Source organism: Mycobacterium appelbergii (assembly GCF_032883035.1).
Classification (GTDB): Bacteria; Actinomycetota; Actinomycetes; order Mycobacteriales; family Mycobacteriaceae; genus Mycobacterium; species Mycobacterium appelbergii.
Genome location: NZ_JAMQTH010000004.1, coordinates 16495 through 36575 on the forward strand (window position 1 = coordinate 16495; position 20081 = coordinate 36575).

Here is a 20081-nt window from a genome sequence, read left to right on the forward strand (position 1 = left end):
GGCTCAGAGTTCCTTTCCGGCGACGGGGATGTCGGTGGGCACGATAACCAGCAGCGGGCGGACCAGTTGCTGGGTGGGGGCGAGCAGGTCGGCCAGGCGCTGCTCCTCGTTGATGCGCTGCGCGAGCTTGCCCACCTTTGAGCGCTGCGCCCCGAACAGTTCGAGTTGTTCGGCATCGGCGTGCCACCGCTGCGCCCGCTTACGCCACTGCGCCAGGCGTTCGGTGGTGACCTGTTCCTGAGCGTCGAGTATCCGACGCATCTCACGGCTGGCGTGCTCGACCGCGACCGGGATCAACGCCTGGTAACGCTCGGCTTCGGCGATCGGTCCCGGATTGGACGCGCCGGGTTTGAGCCCGGTTTGCGTGGTGAGAAAGGCGATGTCCTCGAGGGCTTCAACCATGCAGAAGTCGGGGTTGGCCGGTTTGGGGAACACCGCGGTGGAGAACACCCGCGAGATCAGTTGTCCGCGTTTGTTGCTCAGCGTGCCCATGAGCAACACCGTGGGGGCGTCGACGTCGCCCCGGATCGCAAACACCTGGTTGCGGCCCAGCGCGGTCAGGGCGCGGTCACTGGCCCAGTCCAGCACAGGGTGCAGCGGGCCGAGGTAGTGCGCCTCGGGCCAGGTGGTGTTGTTGATGCCCTTGCCTTCTCGCGCGATTCGCAGCTGGGCGGTGCCGACAGTCGGGTTGGTGGCGAGCTTGAGCCGCTCCAGCACCCGGCCATGGTGAAGATAGTTCTGTGGGAGCTGGGCGAACCGTTGCCGAAGATCGCGCGGCGGGGACAATTCGGCGATGCCGTGCGGCGCGCTGACCGTCCAGCCGATGCCACCCTGCTCGGGTTTGGCGTGCGGCTTGTCGTGAAATGCGGCGTGCAGTGCCTCGTCGAGGAAGGTCAGGTCGTCGGGATAGAGGCTTTGGCGTGCTGACACCGGCAGCGGCGTCGCAGTCGCCTCGACCGCGTCGAACTCGGCGAAGAACGCGTCGAGATCATCTCCGGCAGCGACGTCGTCGGCGGAACGAACAACATCGTCAACATCGGCGCGCTTCGCGAGCGCATCCCGGATCACGTTCTCTTCCTCGGTGACGCTGTGCTTGCCCATCAGCGAGGCAACATCACCGAGCGTCTCGTGGGCCTGGTTCTCCCGTTCCAGGAGCCGCGACAGCACCCGCAGGTCGCCGGAGAAATCGGGATCGGAGGGTTTGAGGATCAGCGAGGAGATCACCGGCGGGTGCTTCTGCCCGTAGCGGTCGATGCGGCCGTTGCGCTGCTCGATGCGGATGAGGCTCCACGGGATGTCGTAGTGGATCAGGTGATGGCACTGTGCGTGCAGGTTCACACCTTCGGATGCGACATCGCCGGTCACCAGCACCCGGATGGGTGAGGTCTCCAGCTTGAAGTTGTCGACGAGCTTTTGTTGATCCACGTCGGAGAGCCCGCCGTGCAGCATGGCGATGTTCTCGTCTTTCAGGCCGAGCGCTGTGGGCAGGTGGTTACGTAGCCAGGTCAGCGTGGCGATGCGCTCGGCGAACACCACGGCCCGCGTCTCGGAACCTTTGCCGACGCCAATGTGCTTGAGACGCTTGACCAATGCGGCGAACTTGCCAGCCTGGTCGCCCAGGGCTTCCTGGTTGAGCTCGTCGAGGGTGTTGAGAGCTTTGAGTTCTGCCCGCTGCGCCGGCACGTTCTGGTCGAGCTTGGCGCGGCGCTGCTTGATCGACTCGGCCAGCGCGGCCGGCGACGACAGGAACGCTTTGGCCAGTGTCCACGGGAACAGCGCCTTGGTGTCACCGGAGTAGGGCGAACTGCCGGACGCCGGGTGGAGCCAGGTCTGTGACAGCTCCGCCGCGACCGCGTCCTCGGCTGCGGACGGCTTGACGAGCAGGTGTACCGGCTCGGCGCGTTCGGCCCAGTCGCTGCCGACCTCGGCGGCCACATCTGGGCTGTGCCGGTGCCGACGGATCAGAAGCGACTCGACGTCCTCCTTGGTGAAGGTGCCGTCGGCGTGTACCACCGTCGGGTCCAGCAGGCGCAGCAGTTCGGCGAAGGATTCCTCCTTGCCGTTGTGCGGGGTGGCCGAGGCCAGGATCAGCGCCTCGGTGTTCGGGGCGAGAACGCGGGCGAGCTCGTTGTTCTGGGTGCCGGCGTTGGTGAGGTTGTGCGACTCGTCGATGACCACGGCGTCCCACTGCTGGCGTTCGAGATGGGCCTTGTAGCGGGGGCTCTTGAGCGTGTCGATGGAGATGATGGCCCGCTTGAAATAGGTGAACGGGTTGCGGGTGGCCGGCAGCTTCTGGCGGACCTTTTGGATGCCGGTCGAGTCGAGGCGGACGAACGGCAGCGCGAAGCGGCACCACAGCTCATGCTGCATCTGCTCCAGGACGTGCTTGGGCGTCACGATCAAGATTCGTTCACCACGGCCACGCCGCACCAGCTCGGACAGGATCATGCCGATCTCCAGCGTCTTGCCCAGACCGACAGCGTCGGCGATCAAGATGCGGGGCCGGATGTGCTGCGGGTCGAGTGCCTTGGTCACGGCCGCCCGTTGGTAAGCCAGGGCGTCGGCGAGCATGTGGGTCGACACGGTCAGGTTTTGATCGCCGTAAGGGACGGGGGTTTTTCTGATCAGAGCTTCCAGCCAGAGCCGGGAATCCCGGTAGCCGGACGACCCGTCGGGGACCACTCTCGCCTCTTTGGGATCCTGCACTTCGATCGTGTCGAGACTGGAGTAGAAGGCGGCGGTGGTCTCGGCCACCAACTCGGAGAGCCCACGCACCCGGACCAACCAGCCGTCCGCACCCTGCTCGGCCGAGGTGACCAGCCACTCCTCGTCGCGGATGACGACGATCGAGCCAGGGGCAACGTTGAGGTCGGCGGGGTTGGTCACAACGGCGGTGGTCACATCTTCTCCGGGCTTTGTTGCTGGGGACTTTGGGATTGTGGTGGGCGGTCTCGGCTTCGGTGTCGCGACCGCGGGCGGTTCAGGCCCGGGTGGCTCGGACTCGATTTCACCGCGGTCGATGAACGCCTGCAGGACCACGGCTCGCAGAGTCTTGGCATTCCTCAGCTCGCGCAGATACTCCATCTGGGCTTTGCGATTGGTGATCTGCCCATTCTCGTGGCGGACGGCCCGCATCGCCGTGACCACCCGGTCACGAGACTCCTTGTGGTGGTGCAGCCAACCTTCACGAAGCGTGTCCCAGGCCTCCGCGACGAAGTTCTCCTTCGGGCGGGCGCCGTAGGCGTCGTGCAACACCTCGGCCGGCTCGAATCCAGTGCAGTCGTCGAACAGGCTTTGGCAGAGCTCATCGACGAGTTCGCTGGGCAGGTTTGACCACCGAAACTTGTACCTAGGCAACGCCCACCCACCGATTTACCGTTTCGACCGCCCTCCGTGCTGGTCCCGCTTCGCATGACATTAGCCAGCGCATCTAGATCAATCTCCAGTACCTAGAAAATGGCCTGCTGCGCGGATACAGGGCTACCAGCCTGAAGGAGTTCAGCCAGCGGAAGCACGGTCCAACCCTCAGCCACCAGGCCTTCTCGATCCGCCGCCGCCAGGGCATCGTCCACGGCAATAAACCGGTCCGGCCAGGCAATTCCGATCGGAATTCCACCGACGCTCTCAAACCCGAGCTCGGGCCGTGCGATACCCGCCTCGGCAAGTGCAATCAGCATTTCTCGTTCTGATCCGAGGGCAACCGCGTAAAGCCGCTCCCAATCCGCTGGCAACAGGTACGACGCCGAGTTCGTTTGCGGACTGGACGTGGCGAGCAGCTGCAGCGCGGCACCACGCGATAGCTCTTCGTGGTGTCGTCCGTTCCGATACGACCGCAGACACCCGTAACACGACGTCTCCACGCCGCAGTCACAGTCAGTCACCCGTTTGACGGCCGAGTCCAACACTAGCCCGATATTCTCAGCTATCCGTTTCGCTGCCCCCGCCCCGCCCGGCACCGTGTCAAACAAGACGATGCTGCGCCGGTGGTCGGCGCTCCATGACAAGGCCCCGTCGATGTCGTCACGTGTGATCTCCAGCGCGTAGGAGGCACCTTCGAGAATCGCGTACAACGCCGACAGCCAGTTGGCTTCGTGGTCCTGGCTGTATGGCACACCGTCGAATGTGAATTCTGCGATGTCCGACTGATACCGGTGGCCAAGCGAAATCTTTTCCAACGGGCCGTCACAGTCGCGCCCATTTGTCGGCTTTTCGTGTTTACGACGCCGGCTTCCCCTTTCAGCCGTAGTCGCCCACCCACACCACTGACACAGCTGGAAACCTTCGCCGGAACCGTCGGATACGGCGGCCAACCAGGCGCGAACGCCCGAGCGGGCACTTACTTTGAGTCCGTTCGGCCCAGACCAGTGGTACTTGCCGATCTCGTCACCGTGTGATTCAACATAGCTGCCGCCGTGCCACCGACGGTCCGGCGGAGCGCTGCCGACGTCTCGGGCATCGTTAGCAGCAATGAACCCGAACTCAGGAATGATAAGGGTCCTTATAGATTTGAATGCGTCTCCACAGCTAGGGCACGGTGCAGCCGCGTCGAGATCATTGCCGCGCTCAAATCGACGACACGTGTTACATATTCGGTACTTGTGGCGGACCAGCTCCTTGTCTGGGCGCCTCTTCAGGCCCGCTGAGGTCCACAGTTTGCCACCGGCCACGACTTGGTTTCCTGGCGCGTAGTCGTAGATCGCCAGCGACAAGTCACGGTCGAGCTCTAGGCGCCGACCGACCGGATCTGCCGCATTGATGGTGCTGAGTCCGACGGTGTCTACCGGGAAGCCATACTTGGGCAGTATGTTTCGGTTGCCGAGAAAACCAAGCAGATCTCGACCGGTAATCGTTCGCTTCGTCTGGACAAGCTGGTCACTCAGTCGAAATTTGCGTTCTTTGGATGACTCTTCGATGCGGGCTTCGATGTCGCTGACATCCTGGATCAGCTCTGCCTGGACCCGTCCGAGAAGATCGACGAGCGGGCCGACCCAGCTCCCGTCGTGAACGCCGATTTCGGCCTGCACACTCGCTGGAAGAGCCTCGGTCAGCGCATCGCGGACTATTGCGGGAACCGGCGTCAGATAGTCGCGAACTCCATCAGCCGGCGACGGTCCACCAGTTTCGGCCGGGGAGAAAAACGGGCCGACAGTCTTCCACTTCTCATTGCGTGTGTCGTAGCAGTGCCGGAAGTAGGCTGCGAGCGCAACGGAGTGGGCGTGACGGCGCGCGATGCGGGCATTGTCGATCGGTACCCAGGGGATCCGCATGTTGCCGGCGATCATCTTGGTTGGCTCTTGATACTGCGCGAGATCGTGGGCGGACCGCTTAGCGTAGGTCACGACTAGCGCGGCAGAGGCCGCCCGACGGCCGGCACGTCCGGCGCGCTGGACATAGTTGGCCGTCTTTGGCGGCATGTTGCGCATCACCACCGACTGCAGATCCCCGACATCAACGCCGAGTTCGAATGTTGTCGAGCAGGACAGCACATTGACCGCGCCGCTGATGAACTCGCGCTGAATCTCAGCCGCTTCATCCGCAGTCCATTGAGCGGTGTGTTCACGAGCGGTCAGTGGCGCGGTGTTCATGGTCTGATACACAGTGCGGTAATGGTTAGCGTCCTCCGCTGCATCCGGTATCTCGAATGGTTTGAGCCTTCCGGTGCAGCGGCTGTTGGGACAGATGCCTCGGACGGAGAATGCGGTCAGCAGCCGGCAGACGTCGCATTGGTACCACTGGTAGTCGGCACCATTGGACACGCTCAGCTGGTTGTGGTCGAGCTGATAGACGTACCCGCTCGCTCCGCGCTCCACCTCGACTGCCAGCAGCTTGCTCTCCTCCAGCAGCTTCCAACAGCGTTCAAGAATGCGTTCGGCAGGTGTGTCATTGGCCAGGTCAGCGAGGACTTTACGGAGGAAGGTGATGCGACTGTTCGTGGCGCTCGCCCCGCTGGGACTCCAGCTGATGATTTGCTTGGCGCGGTCTGATCCGATCGACTTCATCCGCACCCGCGTGTTCCGCGGCGCGAATCGCTCGTCCTTCACATCAACCCGGTCAAGTACCGTCACGGCTCCCTGGAGGCGGACAGTCTTGGCGAGCTCGTTAAGCAACGCCCAGGACTCATCTTCTGTCAGTCCCAACGACGTAAACCCCCGCATCGGAATAGACGTCGTTGGCCTGAGGGCGACGCGCATGAGTCCGAGCCCTTCAAGTGACTGTCGGGTCTCCAGCGTCATCAGCTCGCCCGAGATCCACTGATTCACCGCTTGGCTAATCTCGATCTTGCCCATGGCACGCGGGAAGTGTCCTGCCGCATCCGCCCTTTCACGGGTCAACAGGGCCAGATCGTTGACCGTAAGGTCGCCAGTGGCAGCCGGATCGCGCAATGCCTGCGTAATGTAGCGGCGCTCCAGCATCCTGGTGTACGTACGGTCAAGATAGGGCGCCGCGAACGCGGCAGCCTGGCGAGAGTCGGAGAACATCAAGAGTTTTCGCCCTCCACCAACCTGGTCAGCCGATTCACCTATCGCTTCGGGGAGCTGCTGGTACAACGCCGTCGTAACGACCGCGGGAGCGGCGTTGACGTCGGTGCGGAGCCGTCGAGCACCCTGACGAGATTGCGTGCCGCATTCCGTGCAGCGGCTCATCACCCGGGTTGCGTGGAGGTGTTCTCGAACCAGCAGCAGCTGTCCCTCACCGCAGTTTGTCTCCGGGCACGCGGTGGCCACGCCGTCGACAAGGAGTCCGCAGCCTGTGCACAGTCGTCGAGTGGTGGGATCGGTCTTCAGCTTGTCGTCTTCTGCCAGCGTCAGCTCATCCTCGTCGCGGACGATTTCACCCTGCTCGTCGGCCAGCACGAGCCAGGTCACTTTCCGATCCGCGGCCTTGGACGGGACGAAATACTCGCGCTTGCCACGATGCTCAACGTCGCCGGCCAAGTGAACGGCTCCGCACCGCGTGCAGGTGCCGAACTCGAAGACAGCACGCCCGGTCTCGGGGTCGACCTCGTGGCGACCCAGAAAGATGTGCGGTCCATTTTCGTTGAAGCTCACGTAAGCACCCTCGGTCGCCCGTACGAACAGGTGGTAACGGGCCGATAAGACAGGGTGGCCACTATCGTCTTGGACGCCACTGCCCAGCTCCACCAGTGCGTCCAGTTTCTCTGCGGAACCCTCGTCGTTGGGCCACAGTCGTTCCCGCAGGGCATGGACGTCGACCGGCCCCGCTGCGAGTGCATCCTTGAGATCGATCATGGACCCTTCGCTGGCCAGCGCCTCCGCGGCACTCGTCCCCGGCGGGATGACGTCTGTGGGGCGAAGCGCTCCGGCGCGCAGGCCCAGGAGTTGATCGCCCGTCAGCGTCCAGGTAGGCATCGGTGTGTGTTTCTTGCGCACCGATTCGACGAGGTCCTGCTTGGTCGTGTCGCCATCAGCGTATTCGAACGTCGCGTCGAACAGGTTGGTGGCGAATTCCATTGCCTCGCCTCGCGGATCGTTGCGCACGGATCCGTTGAGCGAAGCGGATGTCGCGATGCACTGCGGGCTTGCTCCTGGCGCGACCCGTTGCTTGAGTCGGCGGATCAGCAACGCCACTTCGGAGCCCTGCGCACCGTCGTAGACATGCGCTTCATCCATCACGATGAACCGCCACGTTCCGACGTGCGGGCCGTCGAACAAATCCATGTCGACGGGGCGCAGCAGCAAATACTCCAGCATCGCGTAGTTGGTCAACAGCAAATGCGGAGGAGTGCTTCGCATTTCGTCGCGGCTCAGCAGCTCATTCGGCAAGCGCCGCTCACCTGGATTTCCCTGCGCAAACTTAGCTTCCGCGTCGCGGGCGTGTTCGGCGGTCTCCCCGGTGTAGCGGCCGAACGTGATCTCTGGGAGGGCGGCGAGAACGGTACGCAGCCGCTTCAGCTGATCGTTGGCCAGGGCGTTCATCGGGTAGAGCAGAAGGGCTCGTACCCCGGGGCCCAGCGTTCCGCGGGCGGATTCCTCGATCAACGCGTTGATGATCGGGATGAGGAAGCTTTCCGTCTTTCCCGACCCGGTGCCGGTGCTGACAACCAGGTTGCGTCCCGCACTGAATTTGCGGACCGCTGTTTCCTGGTGCACATACAGCGGCCGGTCGATGCGGAATGTCTCGCTATCAATGCGGGCGAAGTCAGGATGCAGAACGCCTTGGTCGATGAGTTCACGACACGTCGCACCCGTCTCGTAGGGCGGTGTCATCTCCAGGATCGGGCCCCGGGTCAGTTCGGTGCTGCTGTCGATCTTGGCGTCGAACGCGGCGGCGAGTTGCTCATTGCGCGGGGCCAAGAGCGTTTTGAGATAGCGCTTGTAGCTCCCTTCGATCTGCTTGGCGGCTTCAAGTGGGTCAAGCCGATCGATCACTTGTCTTCTCCGATCAGGTCGCCGCGCCGGTCATACAGCACGGCAGCTTCCGCAATGAGCAGGTCGTTGGCCACCAGTGTCGGGCACAGCTGCGCCATCCGGGACCAATCCCGCAGCAGGCCAGAGTTCAAGTAACGGCCCTCAATTCGTCCATATGCCTCGAGCCTCGCCAGGAACGACAGAGTCAGTGATTGCGCCGACATGAGCATCCATGGGTGCGCGGCGGTATCAATCCCCTTCAGCCTGTCAACGCGCATTGTGATGGTTTCGTGGGCCAGCATCGAGGCCCGCCGCATGGGGTTCAGCACTAGCGACGCCTGCTTCTCGAAGTTGGGCGACCACCCGGAGGTCACCCACTCCGTACGGCGGCACAGCGCTTCGTAAATCCCGGCCCGCAGGTTGTCGTGGTGCAGTTGGGCACGAGGTATCTGCTGGATCTCGTGCAGTTTCGATTCGACCCGGTTGCGAGGCACAAAACTCATTTCCAGAACCGTTGAGTCAAAGCAGGTGTTGTGGAATCGTCTGGTCTTGCCCGTCCGCAGCAGTTCGGTCAGTGGTTCCCCGCCGCGATCGCCCAAGTAGGCCAAGGTTTCTGCGCGTTCAGCTGAAACCTCATGGCGACGGTTGTACAGCGACGGCAGATCGGCGAGCTCGACCATGCATCCGAACCAAGGGTGCGAATGCAGCTCGTTCAACGTCTCTTCGGCGGTGAAATTGTGGTTGACCAGTTCGCTGCGAATCAGCATCGCCATCTTGTCGCTGGCGGAGATAGTGCTGTCGCCGAGACATTCCAGGGCTCGTCTTGGATCGTCAGCCAACAACTCGATCAGGCCAGCGAAACGGTCTGTCTTGCCGTCAGTGTGGAGCCTCGCCAGCGCGGTCCACACCTCCGGTCTAGCACCCACATCTCGCGGTGCTCGGCACTGCGTACCGGCATAACGTGCGAGCTTCACCTGAGCAGGCGTGCCGTCATCGCACCAGCCCAGCTGATCGACTCGGAATGCCGATTCGGGTGGAACAGCTGGCGGGTCGATGAACACCCACGGGTCGTCGACGAAGAGCTGGCACCGCAGCTCTCCCCTGTCGATGAACGCCTCGGGCAGCACGGCCCGTCCGCCCACGACGGACAGCGATTCGGCAGCGCGCCAAGGCGCGGTCGCATTCCAGACATAAGTCGCCAAATCCTCCACGTCCGCAACGTCATCAAACTCCAGCGCGCCCTCCACCATGCGCACGCCGGTGGCCAACAGACGGGGATGCGCGGACAGCACCGTGACCTCGATAGGGCCGTCCTCGGTGTGCAGCGTCGCCACGATCCGGCCGGCGGAGTGATGTCGTACCGTGTCCGCGAATTGTTGGGTGCGCGTTTCAAACACGTCGCCCTGCCGCTGTCGCGGACGGGAGTCGATCTGAAGCATGTCGCCAAAATCAGAGACGTAGCCGAACTCGACATGGCTTACTCCTGGTGCGCGGACCGCAACGAGGCGGTCTTGTGAGAAATCCTCGGGGTCACACACGTCGGGCGTCATCCGCCAGGCAAGTGGGACCCCGGTTTCGCCGCTGCGGATCTCCACGTGCGGTGGGCGCAGTAGCAGCGTGGCCTCCATGTCCTCGCTGTGGACATCCAGCAGTCGCTCAAGGTCACGATGTCCAAAGGTGATCGGATCGCCGGATGCGATGGAAACCCCGTCGCTCTCAACCACTCCGACACACCCTGTCAGTCCGCCGGCCACAGGTACACGAATCGAGGGTGCGAAACTGGCGTGCAGCCCTTCGGCCAGGAACACCGCGCACCGTGCGTCCGATCCCAGCGGGCCAGTCACCAGCACCTCGAAGTAGCCGAGTTGCCTTTCCTCGGCGTCATCGAACGGGTCGACACAGACCTCTCCGTCCTCGCCGAGCCATTCCTCGTCGACGAGCCAGTCGGAGTCGCCGACCCGCCGTACCCGTACGGTCCAACGCGGGGGTTCCTCAGTTCTCTTCGCAGGCAACATCACCCACGGTCGGGTGTTGTAGACGGTCCGGCCCTCGGGCGTGACCACACCAGTCGCAATCTCACCGAGCTCGAATCGCGGCCGCGCGTCCTTGCGGACCCATCGCGGCGTTCCCACGAGCGCGTCGTCACGCTGCAGTTGGAGCGCATCGACGTCATCGAGCTCGATGAACGCGCTGCGCCACCGATGCCAGCCCGCCGGACACCCTGTATCACGGATCTCAACCGGCTTCATGGTATGCGGGTCGACCAGTTGATGATCATCGGGAAAGACCGCCCACACGCAGTCCTTCAGCCCGTCGCGCCGGGGAATCCAGCGGCCCTTCTCATCAAAGGTGAGCAATGGATCCGCCTGCACGACCAGTGGAAGCGATGATGGGGCTGCGACTCCGGGATGGGACACGATCGCTTCGCGAATCGGCCCGGGCACCGCCGCACGGGCCACGGCAGTTTGGTCGGTTGCACCCCATCGTCGGGCGGCGTGAACTTCACGGACTTCACCGTCGAGAGATACCCGCCATGGCAGGTCCGACCCGCCGGCCGGTGTCGGCATCTCCAGCACGATTTCGTCATCATCGATCAGGTAGGTGACCATGGGGCGGGCCGTCGAGGTTCCAATCAGTCGCTTCCGCTCGAATTGCAGCGGGGCTTCTTTCAGCTGCAATATCAATTCCTCGAGCAGCACGCATGGCAGACCTGTCGTAGAGGCATTGAGATCTCGGTCGAATACCGTCGGGTCGATTGTCGCTTCCTCGATGAACTCAATGATCCGGTCGAGGATGTCTGCGGCGAACTCAGCGCCATTGAGCAGAAAGTTGCGGACAGGTACGTCCAGCGCCGACGCTCGGTACTCCTTGCCCGGTTCCTGAAGCCACTCCATCAGCGACGCACCCGTAGAGGGTCGGCCCTGCAGGATGTGATCGTTGATAACGGTCAGCAGATCCGGCAAACAGTGGATGGGAATGCCGGCGTGAAGGGCGAGCATCATGACGTACCTGCGGTTGCTCTGGCGCTCTATGTCCGGAAATCGCGCCAGGGAGAACTTGTCGAGAAGGTCTACGAGGCTTCTCCGGATCTCGTTTTCGAAGTCAGCGTCACGCGGCATACCGAGCTCATCCCAGAAGCTCTCCCAGTACGCGCCGTGGTCATAAGCAAGCGATGCGTGTCCGGCAAGAATCATCAGAATCAGAGCCGGATAACGCTTGATGATCTTGTTGTACGGCTCGTCTTGCTTCAACAGGTGCCGCGCTGCGGCACCAAACTGTCGCTGGGCCACACGGACCTCCTCGGCCGAAAAATCAGCCTCGACGACGAGGCTGACCGGCCGCAGTCGCGTGCGCCATTCATGATCAGTGTCGCTCATCCAATCGGTGAGCGTTCGACGGTCCGACACGATGCCTCCATCTGCTACTTCGGAGGCACTGTAAGCCACTTCACCGACATTTCGGCGGGTTATTCGGGAGCGTCTACAGCAAATATTGACGTACTACATAGTTTGCGCAGGTCAGCGCCAGTGGTCAATGGCGCTGACCTGCGAACCTGATCACGCCACCGCAGCCCGCGCACCCAAGTAGACCTCCGTCGGCATCGCCCGCCGCAGTTGCCAGGTGATCGCCATCGGGCGCTCTCCTTCGTGGGAGACGTAGTCGGCTGGCCCCAGAAAGATGTACGGCGAGGCACCAAGCGCGTTGGTCTTCGCTTCCCGCACGAACAGCAGAATGTGGGAGCCATCGCGGCGGTGGTTGATGTAGCGCTGCCCGGTCTTCGATGCGGCTGATGTGGTCGACTGCGATTCCCAGTGGAACAGCTCGGGGCTGAGCGCAAAGTCGCGATACATGGTCGTCGGCGAATAATCGTTGTCCGACTTCTTCAGCGTGATGAGGAATGCGTCGGCATTGATCGACTCACACCAGGCCACCCCTTCGCGCATGGTGGCCGGGGCTCGCTTCTCGGATACCCACCCAAGCGCCGCGAGGATCTCTTCACGTGAGTATGTGGCGTGCAGCGCAAGCGGCACCTCAGACAACTCCGGGACCATATCTCCGAGCACGTAGGTGCTGCGGTGTGCAGCATCAAAGGCAATGTCGATGACCTGACGCATTTCGTCGGCCACCGCTTCGCCCCGCAGCACACCAAGTCCCGCTGCGGCACTATCAAATCCGCCAGCGTTGGGAAACAACGAATAGAACAGCATCGCCGCCAGCCTCTTCTCGGCGACGCTCGCCCCAAAGCTGCCTGCCAGCAGACCCCGATAGGCCTCCCAACGTCGCCGATCATCCACATGCGCCAACGCCTTCACCCGCTTGACCAATTCGGCCTCCCGCGGTCCGGGCTGCTCCCCCAACTTCCCGGCATCGCGACACAGCGTCGTCCACGACCGATCGGTCCGCAGAATGTCTTCGATACCGCGCCCGGACTCCTCCAGATACGAAGCCAGCCGGTCATTGGGATGAGCCCGAACCTCCGACACCAGCGCCGCCTTCTTCGGCGATACCTGCTGCCGCACGTTCTCTAGCACCAGCTTTTGCGCGACCGCGTCGAGCACGATCTGGCTTCCTGAAGGCAGAAACGGAAACCCTTGCTCGATCTGCCGTTCCAACTGTTTGCGCCCCAGGCCGGTCAATGCCCGGAACCGTTGGTCGAACCGGAACTCGCGTCGTTGATGTCCGACGAAGTCCAGGGCCGTTAACACGGTCTTGTCCTTGGTGAGCCGCAGCCCGCGGCCCAGTTGCTGCAGGAACACCGTCGCGCTCTCGGTAGGTCGTAGGAACAGCACGGTGTCGACCTGTGGAATGTCGAGGCCCTCGTTAAACAGGTCGACAGCGAACAGCACATTGATCTCTCGGCTGCGCAGCGCGGCCAGGGCAGCGTGTCGGTCGAACGTCGAGGTCTCTGCCGACACCGCTCGGGCGGGGATCCCCGCGGCCACAAATCGTTCCGTCATGTAGCGAGCGTGGTCGACGCTCACGCAGAATCCCAGCGCCCGCATCGCGGCGACATCGGCCACCTTGTCACGCAACTGATCCAGCACGATCCGGGTACAGGCGTCGTTGCCGGTGTAGACCTCGCTCAGCTGGGCCAGATCGTAGCCGCCGCGCTTCCACTGCAACGTTTCCAGGTCGGTGCCGTCGTGAATGCCGAAGTAATGAAAGGGACACAGCAGGTTCTGCTCCAGCGCATCCCACAGCCGCAGTTCTGCGGCGACCCGTCCGCCGAAAAACTCTCGGACATCGATACCGTCGCCGCGTTCTGGCGTTGCGGTGAGCCCGAGCAGTTCCAACGGGGCAATGTGGTCAAGCAGTCGGCGGTAGGACGCTGCTTGTGCGTGGTGGAATTCGTCGATCACCACGATGTCGAAATGCGAGGGTTCGATGCCGGAAAGCCGGTCCGCGGTGAGGGATTGAATGCTCGCGAAAACGTGACGCCAGCGGGTGGGCTGTTCGCCGTCAACGAGTAGTTCACCGAACACCGGGTCGGTGAGTACTTCTTGATACATCCGTCGTGCCTGTTGCAGGATCTCCTTGCGGTGCGCGACGAACAGCAGCGTGAGATCGCGGCCGTGTACCTCGCGGACCAGCCGGCGGTAGTCCAGCGCGGCGATGACGGTCTTGCCTGTCCCGGTGGCGGCGACGATGAGGTTCCGGTGTCGGTCATGCAGGACCCGTTCGGCGTCGAGCTGTTCGAGCAGCTCGGCCTGATAGGGCTTGGCCGTCACCTCCAGCCCCGACAGGGTGATCGCGAGCGGGTCACGTTGTTTCTTTCCGGACGCGATCTCCAGGGCGCCCCGCAGCCTTTCGCCGTCCTCTTCGGGCCGGTATATCTCGAATTCGCGGTTCTCCCAATATGAGTCGAAGGTGGCGCGGAACTTCTCTAACAGGTGCGGGGTAGAGATCGCCGAGAGTCGCACATTCCATTCCAGACCGTCGACCAACGCGGCGTGCGACAGGTTGGACGATCCGACATAGGCGGTGTGAAAGCCGGTGTTGCGGCGCAGCAGCCATGCCTTGGCGTGCAGCCGGGTGCGGTCGGTTTCGTAGTTGATCCGCACCTCGGCGCCGAACTCGTTGACGAGCGCATCGAGGGCTCGTGCGTCGGTGGCGCCCAAGTAGGTTGTGGTGATGACCCGCAGCGGCACCCCGCGGTGACGCAGTTCGGTGAGTTCGCGCTCCAGCAGCCGCAAGCCCTGCCATTTGACGAACGCGCACAGCAGGTCGACATGGTCGGCGCTGGCGAGTTCGGTCCGAAGTTCAGCCGCCAGCGTCGGCTCATTCCGTGCATTGGTCATCAAGGCCGCATCGGACAACGGTGTGGCCGGTCGTGGAGGCGCCAGAGCACCAAGGCTTTTCGTGCCGACCGAGTCGACGCGTCGGATCTTGGCTGGGTCGTCCTGGTGCAGACTCTCGGTGAGCGCATCAGCATCGCCGAGCACCGCAAGGATGCTGCGCAGCAGCTGGGCGCGTTCCTTGGCGCTACGTGCGGCACGCAACTGGCGCTCGATGAGCGGCGTGAGATGCCGGGCGATCGTGCCTGCCTGCTCAGCCTCGTCGACCGTGCTGAGATCAGCCCGCAGATCGGGCCGCTGACTCAGGGCAGTGTTGAGCCGCTCAGTGAGCAGCGATTCGTACAGTCCGACATCCACGCGCGCAGGGTAGCGCGGCGGCCGCTCGCGGGACGTGGATTGATCACTCACACACCCAGCGGTGTTGTGCAGCTCGTTTCCGCGGTCACTACCCATGCTCAGTACAGCCCCGTACCCAGGTTCTGCACCGGCGCCCCCGCCGGCCCGAGGTAGCCCGGCTCGTCGGGCAGCACGGTCTCGGGCCGCACCGGGTACTGCTCCGAGCTGACCACCGAATCGTCGACGAAGTAGCCGCCCGAGCAAGAACTGCTGTAACTGCTGTAGGTACAGCGGAACGGCACCTGATGTGCGGGGACCCAGACCACCCTCGCCCGCATCCAGCTTCCATCGGCCAGCATCGGCCCATCACACAGCGTGCGTACCTGGCTACCCAGGAATCCCCACGGCACGGATTCGCATCCTGGCGCTGCGCTCGCTGAAGGCGCGAACACCATCGTCGCGGCGACGGTTACGGCGGCCGCAGTCAATGCCAAAGACCTGATCATGATTCTCTCCTGGTTCGAAGCAACCGGAGATAGTGGCACCAGGCACCGACAAATCAAGTTGGCGCTCGTTTGTCGCGCAGACTCGGGCACCGGGAGTTCCAGCCCGGGTGTGTCCCTTGGGACGGCCGGTTACTCCCCGACCGAATAGATCCGCGCGTCCCAGCCCAGAAGGTCGAGTGACGCCGACGCGGCCGGAGTGCCGGGCAGGTTACCGAGCAACAGCTCGGCTGAGATCCAGTCCGGGCCGATGTCGACCGTGCGCGGATCGCGGCTGCAATTGGCGATCACCAGCAGCCTGCTATCCGCTGTAGCTCTGGTGTAAGCCCAGATCTGTGGGTCGTCCTCCGTCAGCGGCGTAAAGTCACCTTCGGCGAAGACGGCCAACTCGTGGCGCAGCCGAATAAGAGCTCGATAGTGCGCGAGGACCGAATCCGCTGCGCCTGTTTGCGTCTCGGCGTTCAGCCAGCTGTGGTTCGGGTTGACCGGCAACCACGGCTCACCGGTGCTGAATCCGGTGCCCGGTCCCCCGTCCCATTGCATGGGGGTGCGGGCGTTGTCACGGCTCATCTTCGCCAGCCCGGCCAGCGCCGCGGCCGTATCGCCGCCCAGGTCGACCACGTCGTTGTAGTAGTTGACGGCCTCAAGGTCTTTGTGGTCCTGGAGATTTCGGAACGGATAGTTCGTCATGCCGAGTTCTTCGCCTTGATAGACGAACGGGGTGCCGCGCATGCCGTGCAGCACGGTGGCAAGCGCCTTGGCCGAGGCGGCCCAGTACGCGGGGTCGTCTTCGCCGAACCGGGACGCCACGCGGGGCTGATCGTGATTGTTCCAGTACAGGCTGTTCCACCCGGTTTCGGCCAACGCGGCCTGCCAACGGTGCAGCGCGTTCTTCAGGACGATCAGGTCGAGTTCGCGATGATCGAATTTGCCGGCGGGGCCCTGATCGACGGTCACGTGCTCGAACTGAAAGACCATGTCCAGCTCACCGCGCGCCGGATCGGTGTAGAGCCGGGCCTGCTCGGGCGTCACGCCCGGCATCTCACCGACGGTGAGGAATTCGCCGTCACGGTCACCAAAGACGTTGCGCGTCATCTCGGCAAGGTAGGCATGCACGTGCGGTCCGTCGACGAATCCGTCGAAGGCGATGACATATCGCTGCAGCGGATCAGCGGGTGAGTCGGGGAGCCCGTCGGCCTTGGAGATGAAATTGATGACGTCCATGCGGAAGCCGTCCACACCGCGGTCCAACCACCACACCATGATGTCCTGGACGGCTTTTCGGACCTGGGCGTTCTCCCAATTCAGGTCGGCTTGCTTCCGGTCGAACAGGTGCAGGTAGTACTGCCCGGTGGCCGGATCCCATGTCCACGCCGGTCCACTGAAGAACGAGCCCCAGTTGTTCGGTTCGGCACCGTCGCGGGCGTCGCGCCAGATATACCAATCCCGCTTCGGATTGTCCCGCGCTGAGCGCGACTCGACGAACCACGGGTGCTCGTCCGAGGTGTGATTGACCACCAGATCCATCACGAGCTTCATCCCCCGGGCATGCACCTGGGCGATCAGCTCGTCGAAATCAGCCAACGTCCCGAACAGCGGGTCGATATCGCGGTAGTCACTGATGTCGTAGCCGTTGTCGGCGTGTGGGGAACGGTAGATCGGAGACAACCAGATCACGTCGACACCGAGCTCGGCCAGATAGTCGAGCCGCCCGAGGATCCCGCCCAGATCGCCGATCCCGTCGCCGTTCGAGTCGGCGAAGCTGCGTGGATAGATCTGATAGACGACAGCCGATTTCCACCACTCCGCGGCGGTCACGTCCCGATCACCTCGCGGTACACAGCCACGTACTTGTCGACCATCGCCCCGACCGTAAAGCGGCCCGCAGCGAGCGCGGCGATCGTGGGACGATCGAGCGTGCCGGCCGCACCGACCGCGGCCACCGCCGCGTCGGTGCCATCGACCAGGTAGCCGGTGACGCCGTGCTCGATCAGCTCACCCATCGAGCCCCGGTTGTTGGCGACAACCGGTGTGCCACAGGCCATTGCCTCGACCACGCTGTAGCCGAACGGCTCGTCGAAGTCGATCAGGTGCAGCAGGGCGTGCGCGCCACCGAGCGCCTCGGCGCGCGCCGACGCATCGACGGCACCGAGGTAGCGCACCTGGTGGCCGTCGATGAACGGCTCCACCGCGTCGCGAAAGTATGCCTCGTCCTGAATGATCCCGGCGATGTCGAGTCGGCGCCCACACCGGCGGGCGACCTCGATCGCCTGGGCGGTGCCCTTGTCCGGATGGATCCGGCCGAAGAACAGCAGATGCTCGCCAGGGTCCGGATGAACCGCGAACCCGTCGACATCGATGCCGTGATGAATCGTGGCGGCGTAATGCAGGTCCGGATGGCGGTCCGCGTCACTGATCGACACGTAGGCGCCTGTGCCGTTGTAGCGCTGGTAGACGGGAACGATCCTGCTCGACGAGAAACCGTGGATCGTGGTCACCACCGGGGTGCTGACCAGATCGCTGTAGGTGAGCGGCAGGAAATCAAATCCGTTGTGGATCACGTCGAACTCGTCGGCACGCTCGAACACCGAGGCGATGTGCAGACACTCCGCGACCTTGGCGTCGATCGACTCGTCCTCAGACCAGCCGCAGGCGGCTGTCGAGTGCAGGCGCGCCGTGGTGATCGAGTCGGCGGTGGCGAACAGGGTGACGTGGTGCCCGGAGGCCACCAACCCCTCGGTGAGTAACGAGGCGAACTGCTCCCACGGCCCGTAGTGACGGGGCGGTGTCCGCCACGCGATCGGCGCGAGCACGGCTACGCGGATGGGGTCGCGGGCCTGAACTCGCTCGGGAATATCGATCTGTTCAGCCTACGCAGGCGACCTCGGCGCACGGGTGACGAGCGGCAATCACGCGCGGGGTGTCGGTGATGCGCGATATGTTTGCCTGTTGGCCCTTTCCAGGAGACTCAAGATGGTTGCAAACAACTCGCGCGTAGGCAGCAGGTTCGGTAGATACCGGCTCACCGCGCTACTCGGCAGCGGTGGAATGGGCGAGGTGTACGAGGCTGAGGACAGCGACAAGGGCAGGACCGTCGCCCTGAAGATCCTCCCCGACCAGTACGCGCACGATGAACGGTTCCGGGCCCGGTTCCTGCGCGAGTCGCATGCCGCCGCGAGTTTGCAGGAACCTCACGTCGTGCCGATTCACGATTGGGGTGAAATCGACGGGAACCTCTACATCGACATGCGCCTGGTCCGTGGGCAGACGTTGCACGACCTCATTAGAACGGGTCCGCTCGAACCGCACCGCGCGGTGTCGATCGTCGAGCAGATCGCCGCCGCGCTTGATGCCGCCCATGCTCAAGGGCTGATCCATCGTGACGTCAAGCCGCAGAACATCATCGTCACCCCGGCGGACTTCGCTTACCTGCTGGACTTCGGCATCGCCCAGGCGCAGGGCGATGCGGGTCTCACGCAGACGGGCATGCAGATCGGTTCGTTCGGCTATATCGCCCCGGAGCGGTTCGGCGATGCGCCGTGTTCGCCTGCCGCCGACATCTATTCGCTGGCCTGCGTGCTGTATGAGGCGCTGACCGGAGATGCACCCTTTCAAAGCAATAGCTACGAGCAGCTGATTGCGGCTCACCTGTCGGCCCCGCCGCCACGGCCGAGTACGGTCCGCTCCGGCATTCCCACATCCCTGGATGCGGTCATCGCACGGGGCATGGCGAAGGAACCCGACGACCGCTACGGCAGTGCCGGCGCCTTGGGCCGCGCCGCCCAACGGGCACTGCACACCAGCCCGGAAGAAGCCCGCGCGGCAAGTGCGGAAACCATGGCGGGGCCGTACGTTTCACCGCCCTTGCACACCGCAACACCGGCTCTCGCACAGTTCGCGCACACGCCGCCTGAGACGCGCTCCCGGCAAGCGCTGGTGCCGCTGGCGGTCGTCGGACTTGTGTCAGCGCTACTGCTGGGCGCGGTGGGCCTGGTCATCGGTCTTCTCATTTCGAAGAACTCTGCGCAGACCGTCAACTCCGCACCGGTGGGGGCGTCGACGGTCGCCCCGCCGCCACCGAGCGTGACCGTCGCCGGGCCGACGGTGTACAAGACGGCGCCACCGACACCGGCGCAGTTGCCGACGCCGTCCTACACGCCGACTGCGGTCCGCGATCCCGAGTCCACGAGCTTTCAGCAGCTACGCCAGATCGCCGACGAGGACCACACCGTCGTGAGCACCGAAGGATCCGGACGGTGGTTTCCGCAGTTGAGTTCCAAACGCCCAGGGGTCGTCGATGAGGGTGTGGTGTGGGACAACATTCTGACCTTGCAGGAGCATCTGCAACTGCGCCAGCGCTATGGGGCCAAGCTGCTGTGGTCGGGCGACTGGTCGACATTCGACGCACCCAACTTCTGGGTCACCATCGCGCCGATCTACTTCCCAGACTCACGCGGGGCGCTGGCCTGGTGCACCGACCATGGCTTCGACTCCGACCATTGCTACGCGAAACTCATCAGCAAGACCCACGCCGTGGCCGGCAGCACCGCCTTCAATTGAGCGGACCCAGACCTCGC

At 63.6% G+C, this 20081-nt stretch carries 8 protein-coding genes; 1 reads left to right on the forward strand and 7 read right to left on the reverse strand.

From position 1 onward, the window contains the following. Positions 1-3 precede the first annotated feature (3 nt). The 7 genes from M1247_RS10220 to M1247_RS10250 form a co-directional block, all read right to left on the reverse strand. Positions 4-3291, reverse strand: coding sequence for a helicase-related protein (locus M1247_RS10220; protein ID WP_317156616.1), 3288 nt, complete (start codon positions 3289-3291; stop codon positions 4-6). Between the two features lie 158 nt (positions 3292-3449). Beyond that, complete coding sequence (locus M1247_RS10225) at positions 3450-8390, reverse strand: DEAD/DEAH box helicase family protein (RefSeq protein WP_317156205.1); 4941 nt, start codon at positions 8388-8390, stop codon at positions 3450-3452. Then, positions 8387-11746, reverse strand: a complete 3360-nt coding sequence (locus M1247_RS10230) for a hypothetical protein (RefSeq protein WP_317156206.1) — start codon at positions 11744-11746, stop codon at positions 8387-8389. Before M1247_RS10230 ends, M1247_RS10225 begins: the two co-directional genes overlap by 4 nt. A gap of 180 nt (positions 11747-11926) precedes the next feature. Beyond that, positions 11927-15022 (reverse strand): DEAD/DEAH box helicase, encoded by a 3096-nt coding sequence (locus M1247_RS10235; RefSeq protein WP_317156207.1) that lies wholly within the window; start codon positions 15020-15022, stop codon positions 11927-11929. 98 nt (positions 15023-15120) lie between these two features. Further along, positions 15121-15507 carry a CDGP domain-containing protein gene (locus M1247_RS10240; protein WP_317156208.1) on the reverse strand — a complete coding sequence of 129 codons (387 nt, stop codon included), beginning with the start codon at positions 15505-15507 and terminating at the stop codon, positions 15121-15123. Between the two features lie 129 nt (positions 15508-15636). After that, positions 15637-17322 carry an alpha-glucosidase gene (locus M1247_RS10245; RefSeq protein ID WP_317156209.1) on the reverse strand — a complete coding sequence of 562 codons (1686 nt, stop codon included), beginning with the start codon at positions 17320-17322 and terminating at the stop codon, positions 15637-15639. Continuing rightward, complete coding sequence (locus M1247_RS10250; protein ID WP_317156210.1) at positions 17319-18317, reverse strand: glycosyltransferase family 4 protein; 999 nt, start codon at positions 18315-18317, stop codon at positions 17319-17321. Before M1247_RS10250 ends, M1247_RS10245 begins: the two co-directional genes overlap by 4 nt. 160 nt (positions 18318-18477) lie before the next feature. Between M1247_RS10250 and M1247_RS10255 the strand changes: the two genes are divergently transcribed. Continuing rightward, complete coding sequence (locus M1247_RS10255) at positions 18478-20064, forward strand: serine/threonine-protein kinase (RefSeq protein ID WP_317156211.1); 1587 nt, start codon at positions 18478-18480, stop codon at positions 20062-20064. Positions 20065-20081 lie beyond the last annotated feature (17 nt).